The organism is Algoriphagus sp. Y33, assembly GCF_014838715.1.
GTDB lineage: Bacteria > Bacteroidota > Bacteroidia > Cytophagales > Cyclobacteriaceae > Algoriphagus.
In genome coordinates, this window is sequence record NZ_CP061947.1 from 4311677 (window position 1) to 4327500 (window position 15824).

Sequence of the window (15824 nt, forward strand, 5' to 3'; positions counted from 1 at the left end):
CCTTCATGTAACTGAAATTTTATAATTCAGCTTAGAAGCATAACTTAGGCCGTTCAAATCACCATTCATGAACGAATTATTCAGCAAGCTCAGAAAATACGAAATCATGATCCGAAAGGTGGCTAATAATCACCTGCAAGGAGAATACCAATCGCTTTTCAAGGGATCAGGATTGGAGTTTGATGATCTCCGCCCTTACCAGTATGGAGACGATGTTCGTACGATTGAGTGGAAAGTGTCAGCGAAGGGACATGGTACCTTTGTCAAAACATTTCGTGAAGAAAAAGAGCAGTCAGTATTCTTCCTTCTGGACATAAGCGGAAGCCAAGATATAGGTCAGCCGGGGAATAAGAAAATAGATCAAGGCAAGATCATTGCAGGGGTACTGACTCTTGCGGCAGTGTTTGAGGGAAGTCAGGTGGGACTGATCAGTTATTCAGATCAAAAGGAAAAACTTATCCTTCCGTCCAAAGGCAGTAAGCAAGGCGTGAAAATGATCCGTGGCATTTTTGATCATGAGAGTAATTCACTGAAAACAGATCTGAATTCAATGTTCATGTTTGCGCTGAATCTGATCAAGAAAAGAGCAGTGATCGTAATAATTTCCGATTTCATTGATGAAGGATACGAACGGCCATTCAGGGCTCTTGCAGAGCGTCATGATGTGGTAGCCATTCAGCTCACTGACCCACGTGAATCAGCCTTGCCGTCTTTGGGGATCATACCTGTTTTTGATAAAGAAAAAGGAAAAACTACTTGGGTCAACACCGCCTTTGGTAGCTTTTCGAAAAAAATAGCAGATACCTTTACCTCTGAGCGAGAATATCTAAAAGATATTTGCAAAAAAAACCAAATAAACTACCTGTCTATAGATACGACCCAAGACATCGTAGGTCCGCTTCTCGAGCTATTTAAGTACCGAAACAAAAGCATGAAACGTGGCTAAAACGCTCAAAATCTTTTTCCTTCTTCTGATCCCATTCCTGAGCAATGCGCAGCAAATCACTGTGGACGGTTATTTCTTGCAGGATTCTGCCAAACTTGGGGAGCGAGTAGGTTATGTCCTAAAAGCAACCTATCCTCAATCCACTCAGATTATCTTTCCCGACTCTACCTTTGACTTCACGCCATTGGTCTTACTGGAAAAGAAAACATTTATCTCCCATACCCAAGACAACGTCACACAGGACAGTACGATCTACTACCTATCTAATTTCTCTCTGGATCCAAGTTCTTTTTTGACTTTACCGGTATACGAATTAGCACGATATGACAGCGTGATCCATTACCCACTGGAGGCAGAGTTAAAACTAAAACTTACATTGGACAGTATTCCTGAGGAGTTGGTTTTTCAGGAAAACAATGTTTACCAACCACTCGAAAAGTCATTCAACTGGATAATTATCGGAATTATACTGGGCGGGCTTCTCCTTTTATTAGGCGTACTTTATTTACTTTTCGCTGGTAAAATCAAAGAATATTGGAAGGAAAGACTGGAGAAAAGACGCTGGACTCAGTTTGAGAAAAAGTGGAAAACCCAAACTGCCCTTCTTGCAAAAAATCCGGCTATCGAATCGGCAGATGAGGTGATAGGTCTATGGAAAGGCTACATGGAGAGCATCACTAAGTTACCTGTGAAAGAATGGACTTCCAGCGAAATAGGAGAACGGATGGACAACTTAGAAATTTTCACAGCTCTTCGGTCCATAGATTTAATTATATATGCAGGAGAATCCTCAAAGAGTGAGGAAGCTACTGCCTACCTACTAGAAGTGGCAAGAGAAAAATACCGGGAAAAACAAACCAAAATCAAGCATGAGAGAGCAGTTGTCTGAATTCTTTAGCTGGTCCTGGTTTCTGCCTGAGACCTTTAAAAGCTACGAATGGGAAAATCCGATTTTTCTGAATTTGATTTGGCTTATCCCTCTGATCATGCTTTTCAGAACTTTTGTAAAGTTTCTGAAAAACCCTGTTCTTGAGCTTTCTCTTCCTAAGCGGATAGCAACAAACAATCCCTGGACATATCTACGCCTTATTCCCGGGGGCTTTTTTTACCTCTTTCTGATCATGCTCGTCGTTGCCCTAGCCCGACCCCAGCGCAGCAATGAACGGGTAGAGCAATTCACGGAAGGTATAGATATTATGCTTGTTTTGGACATCTCCGAATCTATGGATTTACAGGACTTCACGCCAAATCGGCTGGAAGCCGCAAAGGCCACTGCCGTTGACTTTATAACCGGTCGTGTTGGTGATCGTATAGGTATGGTCGTGTTTGCGGGAGAGGCATATTCCCTAGCCCCTCTGACCAATGATTACAAATTACTGACAGATCTGGTAAATGAGATTTCATTCAGTATGATGGAAGCCAAGGGCACAGCGATCGGGTCTGCATTAGCTGCGGGTACAAACAGAATGAAAGAATCTGAATCCGCCTCCAAAGTGATGATTTTATTGAGCGATGGAGAGAGCAATGCCGGAAATGTAGATCCGCTATTTGCCGCAAACCTTGCTTCAGCCTTGGATATTAAAATTTATACGATTGCAATGGGTAAGGACGGGCTAGTTCCGTATGGTACTGATTTCTTCGGAAGACCACAAATGGTAGAAAGTTATTTGGACGAATCAACCCTACGGGAAATAGCCAAAATCGGAAATGGAGAGTTTTTTAGAGCAGCCGATGGCGGAACGCTAACATCAATTTTCGACAGAATTGATACACTTGAGAAAACCGAGGTGATAGAAAATCGATACAAAGAGACAGCGGATTACTATAGAATTTATATGTTTTGGGGTCTTATGCTCTTCTTCGTATGGTTGGGTCTTAAAAGTTCATTTCTCAATAACTTCCTATTGGACTAGTCCCCAGTAGCAAGAAAATTCCTGATCAAAATCAGTTTTCGGGCCACCGGAAGTCAATAAAGTTCATGTCTAGTCTACCGTAATTCGCAAAAAAAACGGTAACTCATGATACTATCCGCCGATCTTGTACAAAAGTACAATCGCCCAGCTCCCAGATATACTTCCTACCCTACGCTCCCTCTATGGGAAAACACTCTGCAAACAGGAGACTGGGAAGAATTGGTGAAAAAGGCCTTCTTACTATTTGGAAAGGAGGAAGGAATCTCTATTTATATCCACCTTCCATTCTGCGAAAGTCTATGTACTTACTGCGGATGCAATAAGCGGATCACCAAAAACGAAGCTGTCAAATCACCTTACATTCAGGCGCTGTTAGCGGAATGGAAAAAATACACCCTTCTATTTGATGAAAAGCCTAAAATCGCCGGAATTCATCTGGGGGGAGGCACCCCTACTTTCTTTGATCCCGGTAATCTCTACGATTTGATATCAAGTATTCTGAGGGTTTCTGAGCGAATGCCTAATGCGGAATTTAGCTTTGAAGGGCATCCAAACAACACAAGTTTTGCTCATCTAACGACACTGAAAGACCTAGGTTTCGACCGTGTCAGTTTCGGGATTCAGGATTTTAATGAGCAGGTGCAAACTGCTATTCATCGGATTCAGCCGTTTGGGAAAGTTAAGTATGTAACAGACTCTGCCAGAGTCCTCGGATTCAGCTCAATCAATTTTGACCTGATTTACGGTTTGCCGCATCAGACGCCGGAGAGCATAAGGGACACCTTTACAAAGGTCCATTCTTTAAAACCTGATCGGATTGCTTTTTATTCCTATGCGCATCTGCCAGGTGCTTTTCCGGCCCAAAAAAGTTTTGAACAGTTTCTTCCATCTGAAAAAGGAAAGAGGGAATTGTATGAAACAGGAAGAGCCCTTCTTATAGAAATGGGATATAAAGAAGTTGGAATGGATCATTTTGCCTTGCCGGATGACCCGCTAGTTACTGCAAAATCCAAAGGAAATCTTCATAGGAACTTCATGGGCTACACCACATTGCCCTCAAAACTGCTGATCGGATTGGGCGCAAGCAGCATAAGTGATATTTATCTCGCCTACGCCCAAAATGAAAAAAGAATAGATAGCTACCAGTCTGAAGTATTGATCGGCAATTGGGCCTTGCAGAAAGGCCATATACTCTCGCAAAAGGACATTCAGGTAAGGAATAGTATTCTTGACTTGATATGTAAAAAACAAGCGGAAATCCCACAGGAGATATGGGATGAGCTTACCGATAATCAGTTAGATAACCTAAGGGAAATGGAACAAGATCAACTTATAAGCATAACTTCTCCCATTCTCACGGTGAGCACAGAGGGAATGAGTTTCGTTCGGAATATTTGTGCGCAAATCGATCTGAGACTTGCATCTGACCAAACGAAAAAAGAGCTATTCAGTAAGACAATTTAGCGACACATGGTGATTTCTACCTGCTGAGCCCCATAGTCAAAAACCACTAAATCCGGACTGTAAAAAATACCCAAGCCTAACCCGCGAAAGATGAACAGAGCACCTATCACTACTCCTAAATACGGTATGGCTTTTTGAAAATTTTGTCTTACTTGGGCGGAAAAGATATTTCCGGAATACATCAAAACCAAGAGTAAAGGAATCGTTCCTATTCCGAAGAAAAACATATAGGTGGCTCCCAAGATTGGATTTTGAAAAGCTAAGGCAGCGGCTAAGGCCATGTACACCATGCCGCAGGGCAGCAAGCCATTTGCAAGACCTGTAGCGAAAAAAGTAGTGTATCCCCCTGCACTCAGAAATCGGTTTAATTGTCTTTTGACCCAAATCACTATTCCCGATAGTGCAGGGACAGCTAAAAACTGATCCGCTCGCTTATAGGAAAGTGCAAAAATCAAAATAACCATACCCATGGCGATAGAGAAGACTTGTTGAACCCCGGCAAGTGACAATGAAAACCCAATGCTACCGACGATCAAGCCCAGTACCGTGTAGGTGACTGTTCTCCCTAGGTTATAAAGGATTTTATGTGCGAAATATGTTCGTCCTTTCTTCCCTCCAACTGCCAAAGCGATCGGACCACACATTCCCACACAGTGGAATGACCCAAAAAACCCCAAAAAGAAGGCGGTCCACAGCATTTAAATAGTAATTTTTTTCTCTTGATAATGATCTACCCCATTCTCTAACCAATTGAGCTGAACCTTCCAGTAGCCTACTTTTAGCTCCTTCAATGAAACTTCTGTTTTCCCGAAGTGAGTTACTTCAACGTCTATTTTCTGATCCATCGAGGAATCAGAAGGACGGAAAAGCTTCAAAGAACCTATTGTTCCATTCGGAAGATCCAGTACGATGATTTTAGTCTGAGAATTATAAGAGATTACTTCTCTGTCCAGAGCCATTGCAGAGTTGGACTCATCAATTCTGTCTTGGTATTTGATCTCTTCCTCATAGTAGTTTTCGGTAACCAGCTCTATGCCATCCATGCGCACCGATATTACCACCATTGTCATGATCAGTGCCACAAATCCTATAATAGTGAGTACTATTCCTGTTCCCCAATTCATGATTTATTTGGTTAAGTTTCAGCCTTATTTTACCGGTGCAGTGAAATTTGTTTCTATTTGGTCAATTTTCTCTCCCTTATGAAAAAGAGCCAGTTCCACTTTTTCCTGATTCATACTAACTTCATTATGGTTTCTCACCAAAAAGAATCTACCCTCAAATTTTGACTGGGCATCCAGTATCAAATGCTGCACTCCTACTATCTCAACTCCTACTCCTTCGGTCAGTGACTTCAGCACTACCTCCTGCGGCTCAAAGGTTTTATTAATTAGCGTTATCTGATAGAGATTTGTGACCATTCCATCTTCGCGCACTTGGTACGTCATTCCGGGGAATCGAGTGACCGTAGCAGAAATATCATCCCTTGTCGAAATGAGTGAAACAAAAACTGCTATCAATAAAACCAGAACAACTATATAGGATTTGACTCTGCCAGTGAGCAACTTCTGAAAACCCTGTTTGATGCTGTTCTCCGATGCATATCGGATCAAACCCGTGGGACGATCTACTTTGACCATGACTTCGTCGCAGGCATCGATACAGGCGGTACAGTTCACGCACTCCATCTGGATACCATTTCGGATATCTATTCCTGTGGGACAAACCTGCACACAGATACTACAATCCACACAATCTCCTTTGCCCGCATTCTCCTCAATTTTTTTTCGAATCGGTGCTCTCGGTTCTCCACGGACATAATCATACATCACATTGATGGAATTATTGTCCAGCATCACTCCCTGAAGTCGCCCGTAGGGACATACCACCAGACATGCCTGCTCACGAAACCAGGTGAACACAAACATGAAAATACCTGAAAATGCCAAAAGCCCAACAAAGCCAGCCATATGCTCTGTTGGTGGTGAAGAAACTATAGTTATTACCTGATCTATTCCAATCAGGTAAGCCATTACCAGGTGACCGATCAAAAGCGATATGATCGCAAAAACCGATACCTTGAGTATTTTCTTGAATATCTTGTTTTGATTCCATGGTTGGGCATTCAAGGCTCTTTGCTGATTGGCATCGCCTTCTATCAGGTACTCAATCTTCCGAAAAACCATTTCCATAAATAACGTCTGTGGACATGCCCAGCCACACCAGACCCTGCCAAAAGCTACGGTAAAGAGGATTACAAAAACAAAGAAAATCAGAAGCAGGAATATAAGCAGGTAGGTGTCCTGAGGCCAGAAAACAGCTCCAAAAATGATAAATTTCCTTTCAAAAATATTAAATAAGAGCCATGGACGTCCGTCTATTTTGATAAAAGGACCTGAAAATAAAATAGCTAGTAATATCCAAGAAAAGTAGGTCCTGTATTTATAGAAATACCCTTTGACCTTCTTAGGATAAACCCAGTTTCGCTTCCCATCATCTTGGACAGTAGCCAGTGCATCCCTGAATGTTTCAGGATTTAAATGTGGGTTCTTCTTTGCCATAGTAGTAGGCTGTTTTCTGCAGGGAAATATCGAATCCCCGGCAGTATGAATTTATTCTCCAATAGCAGAAGTACTGTCCATCGGAATCGAATCCTCAGCAGGAGCAACTTCGCCACCGCCACTGTACAATTCTCCTTGAGGAGCTTTTGGTGCTGCAGGATCTGTTCCTTGAAGGGTGAGAATGTAGCTAGCCACCTGTTGTATTTCCACCGGACTCAATTGGTCTTCCCAAGGCACCATTCCTTTCTCGATTACTCCATATTTAATCACATTGAAGACATCTTTGATATCACCTCCATGTATCCAATACTCATCTGTCAAGTTTGGGCCAATTCCTCCTCCTCCATCTGACGCATGGCAAGCTGCGCAGTTCGCTCCGAATATAGTGTTACCTGCACTGATACCTAAATCAGAGTTATCCATTTGTACGTTGGTCTCATCAATAGATGCCAATTCGCTGGCTCCGCGGGCTTCAGCTTCTATAGCTGCGATACGAACTTCCTCTTCATATTCTTCCACACCGGTCTTTCCATAGCCCAATACAGTATAATAACCAAAATAGACAACGGCTATTACGATAGTACCCATAAAAACATATTGAAGCCAAGGAGGCATAAAGTTGTCCAATTCCTGAATACCATCATATGAGTGGTCGTCCATAAGCTTGTCCTTTGCCTGCTCCTCCTTTATGTCTCCAGTGACAAACCGCTCTTTGAATGAATCCCACCAGCTAGGTTTATTCGCAAACTCAGGAGTTTCCTTGCGCAAAACGGCTGAAATAAACGACATCAGATATATCATCAGTAATAAGAGCAAAACAATTACTCCTATAATGACGGCTATAATGATCAATAGGAAGAGTTGATTTGAATCCAACGCCTGCAACCCTCCCAAAAATGATTCACTCTGAGACAAAGCCGGAGTAGAAAACAAAAGACTACTTAAAGCGAGAAAGATTAAATATTTTTTCATGGCTGGTTGTCGGTTAATTCATTGTCATCATCCATTGGTAGAGAACTCATATGGTCAACATATTCCTTTGGGACTCTCATAGCCCAAATAGCAACCCCTATAAAAAACAGGACAAATATGATTAGAGAGATAATCGGAAATATCTCTACATTCTCCATTGATCTTAATACTTCTTTGTACATGATTTCTCCGATTAGTTAGATGGTGAGACTTTAATATCAGTACCCAATCGTTGCAAATAAGCAATCAAGGCCACGATTTCGGTAGTCGGCATTACTTCAACCCCAGCGTCTTTCAAGTTGGTAGCTATCACTGCTGCCTGAGCTTCGAGATCGGCCGAGGCTAGCTCATCATACCCCTCAGGGTATGGAACACCAAGCTTTTGCATTGTTCTGATTTTCGCAGGTAAATCCGAATAATCCAATGCATTGGTCACCAACCATGGATATGGCGGCATCAATGAGCCCGGTGACATGCTGCGTGGATCTTCCATATGGAAATAATGCCAGCTGTCCGGATATTTCCTTCCCACGCGATGAAGGTCTGGCCCAGTACGTTTGGAACCCCACAGGAATGGCCTATCATATACAAATTCCCCTGCTTTGGAATATTCACCATATCGCTCAGTCTCAAATCTAAATGGCCGGATCATCTGAGAATGACAACCTACGCAGCCATTTTGTATATAAATATCCCTTCCTTCAAGCTCAAGCGGCGTATATGGTTTAACAGAGCTGATGGTTGGCACATTGGACTTCACCAAAATGGTAGGAACGATTTCCACTACTCCACCAATCAGAATCGCCACGGTAGCCAATACAGCAAAGAAAACAGGCTTTCTCTCCCAAGCACGGTGCCAGTATTCTCCCGCAGGATTATACACTTTAGCCAGTGCGGGAGCAGAATCCTCTTCCGTCTCTACAAACGTACCCTGCTGAGCAGTCATGAACATATTATACATCATCAGTATAGCACCACTTACATACAGCAGTCCTCCAAATGCCCTCAGCATATACATAGGCACCAACTCAACCACAGTCTGTAGGAAGTTACCATAAGCCAGTTTGCCCATCTCATCAAATTCTCTCAACATCAAGAACTGAGTCAATGCTGCTACATACATTGGCAAAGCGTAGAAAATAATTCCCATCACCCCTAGCCAAAAGTGTGTATTAGCCAGTTTGACAGAATAGATGGTAGTTTTGAATAATCTAGGCCACATCCAATAAAGCATACCAAAAGTCAAGAACCCGTTCCACCCTAGTCCGCCAATGTGAACATGAGCCACAATCCAATCAGTATAGTGGGCAATAGCACTCACATTTTTGAATGAAAGCATAGGCCCTTCAAAAGTAGCCATACCGTAAGCGGTGATCGCTACCACCATAAATTTCAGAACCGGGTCGGTAGTTACTTTATCCCACGCCCCACGCAACGTCAGCAATCCATTCACCATACCTCCCCATGAAGGAGCCAGAAGCATCACCGAGAAAACAGTTCCCAATACTTGAGCCCATTCAGGCAATGCCGTATAAAGCAGGTGATGAGGACCCGCCCACATGTAAAGGAAAATCAGTGACCAAAAATGAATAATAGATAGCTTGTATGAATAAACAGGTCTATTGGCTGCCTTTGGCAGGAAATAATACATCAAACCTAAGAAAGGCGTAGTAAGGAAAAAAGCCACTGCATTATGACCATACCACCATTGTACCAGCGCATCTTGCACACCTGCATAAGCTGAATAGCTTTTCAGAAAGGAAACCGGCAAGGCCAAGGAATTCACAATGTGCAAAACCGCGACTGTAATAAAAGATGCGAGATAAAACCAGATCGCCACGTACATATGGCGTTCTCTACGGGTGAGAATGGTTGCTATCATATTGACTCCAAAAGCCACCCATACGATTGCAATTGCGATATCAATTGGCCACTCCAGTTCTGCATATTCCTTGGAGCTAGTCAGCCCCAAAGGCAAAGTCAAAACTGCTGAAAGGATAATCAATTGCCAACCGTAGAAATGAAACCAGCCAAGTGATTTATTCCACATCGGTGTCTTCAACAACCTAGGCATGGAATAATACACGCCTGCAAAAATTGCATTGCCTACAAAAGCAAAGATTACCGCATTGGTATGCAGGGGTCTTATTCGCCCAAATGTAGTGTATGGATTACCCAAATTTGCCTCGGGTAAAAACAACTGGGTCGCAGCAAGTACGCCGACGAGCATCCCGATTACGCCCCAAATAATCGTTGCGGCTCCAAAGTATTTGACAATCTTGTTGTCATATTGGAACCTCTCCAGAGTAGAGTTATTCATAGGATTTCGGTTTTGATTGTTGATTTTTTTTAGGTTTTTTCGAATTATTCTCAAAAAGAATCCTTATCGAAGGGGTGTAATTATCATCAAATTGACCGCCTTTCATTGCTTTGAAAAACAAGAAAAGAAATGTACCGGCCAACACTAAACTGATTGCGATTAATAGAAAAATAACCTCCATACTACTACAGTTTTAAAGTTAAAAGTCCTTTTCTCCAGGCGACAAAATTTGTACACAATGTGGTAAAAACCACTACCGAAACGCTGCTTAGCGGCATCAAAACAGCACAAATCACAGGACTTAGAAGCCCTTGAACGGCCAAACCAACCCCGACTAAGTTATACAACAAACTCAATATAAAACTTGCCTTGATAATAAGCCTGCTGGATTTGGAAAAGCTTAAGAAATTAGGAATCATTCCAAATACTTCCGAATCCATAATAGCATCACTAGCTGGTGAGAAGTGACTTACCTGATCTGAAACTGCCACACCAACCTCACTTTCCTGTAATGCACCTGCATCATTCAATCCATCTCCGATCATCAATGTATGGCGAGACTTGTTTAACTGCTTTAAATAATTCAGTTTATCCCCGGGACTTTGTTTGAAATTATATTTAATCTCAATTCCCAGCTTTTCCTCCAAATACGTTTGCTCATGATGGAAATCACCAGATAAAACATGGAGATCATAACCCGTCTTAAGTTGATCAATCACTTCTGCAGCCTTCTCCCGAAGTCCAGACTCAATAAGGAAATATCCTAGCTCCTGTCCTTCCACAGATAAGCAAACCACATTGCCATTTCGGTTTTCAATACTATTCCCAAATCCCGTAAACACGGCGGAGCCTAGTCTAAATTCTTGATTCTTGAAAACTGCTTGAATCCCAGCACCCTTTATCTCCCTCACTTGTTCAAGCTTTACACCTTTTTGATTTCCAAGCCAATGATTAATCCGATTGCTGAGTGGGTGTGTGGATCGCTCTACCATGGATTTCAAGAGAGCATTGGTTTCTTCAGAAAGCTTCTCCCCTATGTAGCTGATTTTAGCATTTGCAGGATCTGTAAGTGTACCGGTTTTATCAAAGACTACGGTATCAACCAAAGCTAGCCGCTCGACCACACTCGCATTTTTTAGATAAAACTTACTTTTTCCAAAAATCCTAAGCGTATTGCCTAATGTAAAAGGAGTAGACATGGCCAAAGCACAAGGACAAGCCACTATGAGAACAGAGGCAAATACCTTAATCGCAATAGAAAAATCTACTATCGTCCAATACGAAAATGCTACCAGAGCAATAACTAGGACAGACCATGTAAATACAGAGCTAATTTTGGTAGCCAAAGGTTCCAGTAATCTTCCTTCTCCTTTTGAAAAAGACTCATTATTCCATAGATCTGTTAGATACCCTTGAGAAGGTAGTTTTTGAACTGACAATAGGACTGCATTACCCTTTTGGCGCCCCCCAGCATAGATAAATTCCCCCTTTTGCTTTGGTACTGGGACTTCCTCCCCCGTCACAAAACTATAATCAATATTTGCTAAGGCACTCAGTAAAAGGGAATCAGCAGGAATCAATTCCTCATCCCTCACCATGATCACATCCCCTACTTGAAGCTTTGCTAGAGGGATTACAGCCTCTTGGTCTTTTACAATTTTGGTAACAGCTATTGGGAAATAAGACTTGTAATCCCGATCAAATTCAAGTGTTGAAAAGGTTTTTTGCTGATAAATTTTCCCTAACAATAAAAAAAACAAAAGTCCTCCAAGGCTGTCCATATAGCCGGAGCGTTGAAAAGCAAATATCTCCCAAAGTGAATAAACAAACAGTGCGATGATCCCAAGAACGATAGGAACATCCATATTGATTTTTTTTTGTTTAAGTGAATTCCAGGCCGAACGATAGTAATCACTTGCCGAATAGATAACTACAGGAATCGCCAGAATTACATTTAGATAACTAAACAATCCCCGAAAAGAAGAATCAATAAGATCCGCTTCAGAGAAGTATTCAGGGATACTAAATAGCATCATATTTCCAAAGCAAAAACCCGCTACCGCTAATCGTAGGATTAAACGCTTATCAAGTCCCAAACCTTGTTTCTTATCAAGATTAGAAAGATGGATTTGAGGTTCATACCCTATTGTGGATAGTAGACTAACCAGCTCCTTTATACTGATTTTATCACGTAAGATCTTAACCTGAACCTTCTTCTTAATAAACTCAACGCGGCTATGAAATACACCTGAATGTATTTGATGGAGATTCTCCAGAAGCCAAATACAGGATGCACAATGAATTATAGGGATATAAAACGTAACATGGCTTTCAGTTTCATTCTGAAAATCCAACATGAGATTGACAGTATCCTCATCATCCAAATAATCAAATCGATTGGATTGGAGTCCTTTTCTCCTTTGACTTTCTCCTGGATGATTCGCTATATCATAGTAATTGCACAGATCATTCTCTGAAAGCACCTCATAAACCAATTTACAGCCTTGGCAGCAAAAGTTCTTGTCTTCGGATAGAATCACCAACTCATCGCAATTTTCACCACAGTGAAAACAAGATACATTATGCGCTGGAGCTATTTCAGGTTTCATCACCTTCAATTTAACTAAATATTCTATCAATAAAACAGGAGAAAGCAGGCAGAATGTAAGAAGCCCCACGATAGAGAATTGAATTACATCGCTCTGGCCATTCCCTTCACACCGCAAAAGTATACTATTGGAATAGCCCAAATAATGATCAAACACATATAAAAAGCTGACAAAAGTCAGTTTCAAAAAAGGTGGAATTACACTGCAATAGTTATACGCCTGTTATACAACTAAAGCCAGTTTGATCGAGAATACTCTTTCTATAAAATCTTATCGGTAAAAAAAGAAAAGCGCAATACATGGCCTATTGAAAATTAAATGCATCCACTGCAAAGCTTAGAGTAAAGTACAGCGTTGAAGGAGTTTAGAATAACATATAATCAAAAAACAGTTCTCAAGCTGTTCAGACTGATCCGACTTTGTGTGTATCTGCCCCGCCGGTTTCCAAAAGGGAGCAACGCAAAAAAGCCAGCATAGTGCTGGCTTTTGAATAAATAAGGCGGCGGCCTACTCTCCCGGGTGTAACCCCAGTACCATCGGCGCTGCAGGGCTTAACTTCTCTGTTCGGGATGGGAAGAGGTGGGACCCCTGCGCCAGGCCGCCTAAATCTTTGTGGCTATACATCACATAATATCTTAAGTTCTTTCCAGATACCCCGTACCTGGGAAAACAACATGTCTTGGCAGAAACTGTAACAAACAGCGCGTAAGTTTTTGGGCAATTAGTACTACTCGGCTATGGCATTGCTGCCTTTACACCTGTAGCCTATCGACGTCATCGTCTCTGACGGCCCTAGTTGGAAGTCTCATCTTGAGGGGAGTTTCGCACTTAGATGCTTTCAGCGCTTATCTCTTCCCGACGTAGCTACCCGGCAATGCAATTGGCATCACAACCGGTACACCAGCGGTCAGTCCAACCCGGTCCTCTCGTACTAAGGTCAGGTCCTCGCAAACTTCCCACGCCCGCAACAGATAGGGACCGAACTGTCTCACGACGTTCTGAACCCAGCTCGCGTGCCACTTTAATGGGCGAACAGCCCAACCCTTGGGACCTTCTTCAGCCCCAGGATGTGACGAGCCGACATCGAGGTGCCAAACCTCCCCGTCGATATGAGCTCTTGGGGGAGATCAGCCTGTTATCCCCAGCGTACCTTTTATCCTTTGAGCGACGGCTCTTCCATTCAAAACCGCCGGATCACTATACCCGTGTTTCCACCCTGCTCGGCTTGTCGGCCTTACAGTCAAGCTCCCTTATGCTATTGCACTCCACGTACGGTTACCAAGCGTACTGAGGGAACCTTTGGAAGCCTCCGTTATCCTTTTGGAGGCGACCACCCCAGTCAAACTACCCACCAAGCAATGTCCCCCTATACAGGGGTTAGATACCAGACAAACAAAGGGTGGTATTTCAACAGTGACTCCACGGATCCTGGCGAACCCGCTTCAACGTCTCCCACCTATCCTACACATCATTTGTCCAGTACCAATACTAAGTTGCAGTAAAGGTGCATGGGGTCTTTCCGTCCCGTTGCGGGTACGCGGCATCTTCACCGCGACTACAATTTCACCGAGCTCATGGCTGAGACAGTGCCCAGATCGTTACACCATTCGTGCAGGTCGGAACTTACCCGACAAGGAATTTCGCTACCTTAGGACCGTTATAGTTACGGCCGCCGTTTACCGGGGCTTCGATTCAATGCGTCCCTTGCGGTAACATCCCCTCTTAACCTTCCGGCACCGGGCAGGTGTCAGGCCTTATACTTAGTCTTGAAACTTTGCAAAGCCATGTGTTTTTGTTAAACAGTCGCCTGGGCCTCTTCACTGCGGCCCCCGTCGCCGGGGGCGCCCCTTCTCCCGAAGTTACAGGGCCATTTTGCCGAGTTCCTTAGCCATGATTCACTCGAGCACCTTAGGATACTCTCCTCGACCACCTGTGTCGGTTTGCGGTACGGGTAATTATACGCTTAGCGCTAGAAGTTTTTCTTGGAAGCCCTTAGGATCACTATCCGCCTGTCCGAAGACGCACGGTACTGTCAGCTTCGGCTAAACCCACGCATTTTACTATGGGTCCAATACCTACTGCCTTTAACGCGGTATTCCGTCACCGCGCGGATCTTTCATCACTCCGTCACTCCATCACCTGTATAATTAGTATGGAAATATTAATCCATTGTCCATCCACTACCCCTCTCGGGTTCGCGTTAGGTCCCGACTAACCCTGATCCGATTAGCGTTGATCAGGAAACCTGGGTCTTGCGGTGTGCGGGTTTCCCGCCCGCATTATCGTTACTCATGCCTACATTTGCTTTTCCAAAAGCTCCAGCACGGCTGACGCCATACCTTCACCGCCGTTGGAATGCTCCCCTACCACTCGCTCCGATAAATCGGAGTCGAATCCTTCGCTTCGGTACCGTGTTTGATGCCCGATTATTATCGACGCCCTGCCGCTCGACCAGTGAGCTGTTACGCACTCTTTAAAGGAATAGCTGCTTCCAAGCTAACCTCCTGGCTGTCTCTGCAGCTGGACCACCTTTGTTCAACTTAACACGGATTTGGGGACCTTAGCGGAAGGTCCGGGTTCTTTCCCTCTCGGACTTGGACCTTAGCACCCAAGCCCTCACTGCCGGTTCTGTATGACGGCATTCGGAGTTCGTCAGGATTTGGTAGGATTTGACTCCCCCTAGTCCTATCGGTAGCTCTACCTCCGCCATACAATTCCCGACGCTGTTCCTAAAAACATTTCGGGGAGTACGAGCTATTTCCCAGTTTGATTAGCCTTTCACCCCTACCCACAGCTCATCCGGAAACTTTTCAACGTTTATCGGTTCGGTCCTCCATTGTGTGTTACCACAACTTCAACCTGGCCATGGGTAGATCACTAGGTTTCGCGTCTACCCCCACCGACTAATTCGCCCTTTCAGACTCGCTTTCGCTCCGGGTGCGGCACTGAATGCCTTACCCTTGCCGGTGAGGAGTAACTCGTAGGCTCATTATGCAAAAGGCACGCCGTCACCACACACAGTGGCTCCGACCGCTTGTA

The 15824-nt window shown here is 43.6% G+C and carries 11 protein-coding genes and 2 rRNA genes (1 of these 13 cut by a window edge); 4 read left to right on the forward strand and 9 right to left on the reverse strand.

Annotated features, from left to right (window positions below):
• Positions 1–67: 67 nt before the first annotated feature.
• The 4 genes from ID165_RS17290 (at position 68) to hemN (ending at position 4323) form a co-directional block, all read left to right on the forward strand.
• Complete coding sequence (locus tag ID165_RS17290; RefSeq protein WP_192346406.1) at positions 68–946, forward strand: DUF58 domain-containing protein; 879 nt, start codon at positions 68–70, stop codon at positions 944–946.
• On the forward strand, positions 939–1835 hold the full coding sequence (locus ID165_RS17295) for a hypothetical protein (protein ID WP_192346408.1): 897 nt from the start codon (positions 939–941) through the stop codon (positions 1833–1835). The genes ID165_RS17290 and ID165_RS17295 overlap by 8 nt, the downstream gene beginning before the upstream one ends.
• Complete coding sequence (locus ID165_RS17300; RefSeq protein WP_192346410.1) at positions 1816–2859, forward strand: VWA domain-containing protein; 1044 nt, start codon at positions 1816–1818, stop codon at positions 2857–2859. The genes ID165_RS17295 and ID165_RS17300 overlap by 20 nt, the downstream gene beginning before the upstream one ends.
• Before the next feature lie 105 nt (positions 2860–2964).
• Complete coding sequence (gene hemN / locus ID165_RS17305; RefSeq protein ID WP_192346413.1) at positions 2965–4323, forward strand: oxygen-independent coproporphyrinogen III oxidase; 1359 nt, start codon at positions 2965–2967, stop codon at positions 4321–4323.
• Here hemN and ID165_RS17310 read toward each other — a convergent pair.
• The 9 genes from ID165_RS17310 to ID165_RS17350 all read right to left on the reverse strand — a co-directional run.
• The gene (locus ID165_RS17310) at positions 4320–5021 is read right to left on the reverse strand and encodes a sulfite exporter TauE/SafE family protein (RefSeq protein WP_192346415.1); all 702 of its coding nucleotides are present in this window, start codon (positions 5019–5021) and stop codon (positions 4320–4322) included. The genes hemN and ID165_RS17310 overlap by 4 nt on opposite strands.
• Positions 5022–5447 carry a FixH family protein gene (locus tag ID165_RS17315; protein ID WP_192346417.1) on the reverse strand — a complete coding sequence of 142 codons (426 nt, stop codon included), beginning with the start codon at positions 5445–5447 and terminating at the stop codon, positions 5022–5024.
• 24 nt (positions 5448–5471) lie between these two features.
• Positions 5472–6884, reverse strand: a complete 1413-nt coding sequence (gene ccoG / locus ID165_RS17320; protein ID WP_192346419.1) for a cytochrome c oxidase accessory protein CcoG — start codon at positions 6882–6884, stop codon at positions 5472–5474.
• A 51-nt stretch (positions 6885–6935) separates the two neighbouring features.
• A complete protein-coding gene (locus ID165_RS17325; RefSeq protein ID WP_192346421.1) occupies positions 6936–7856 on the reverse strand; it encodes a cbb3-type cytochrome c oxidase N-terminal domain-containing protein in 921 nt (306 codons plus the stop codon).
• 193 nt (positions 7857–8049) lie between these two features.
• Entirely contained in the window at positions 8050–10176 is a 2127-nt protein-coding gene (ccoN, locus tag ID165_RS17330) for a cytochrome-c oxidase, cbb3-type subunit I (protein WP_192346423.1), read from the reverse strand.
• Entirely contained in the window at positions 10169–10357 is a 189-nt protein-coding gene (gene ccoS / locus ID165_RS17335) for a cbb3-type cytochrome oxidase assembly protein CcoS (protein ID WP_192346425.1), read from the reverse strand. The genes ccoN and ccoS overlap by 8 nt, the downstream gene beginning before the upstream one ends.
• Before the next feature lie 4 nt (positions 10358–10361).
• Entirely contained in the window at positions 10362–12971 is a 2610-nt protein-coding gene (locus ID165_RS17340) for a heavy metal translocating P-type ATPase (protein WP_370539705.1), read from the reverse strand.
• 308 nt (positions 12972–13279) lie between these two features.
• Positions 13280–13391, reverse strand: a 5S ribosomal RNA gene (rrf, locus tag ID165_RS17345).
• 95 nt (positions 13392–13486) lie between these two features.
• Positions 13487–15824 (reverse strand): 23S ribosomal RNA (locus tag ID165_RS17350) (it continues 544 nt past the right edge of the window).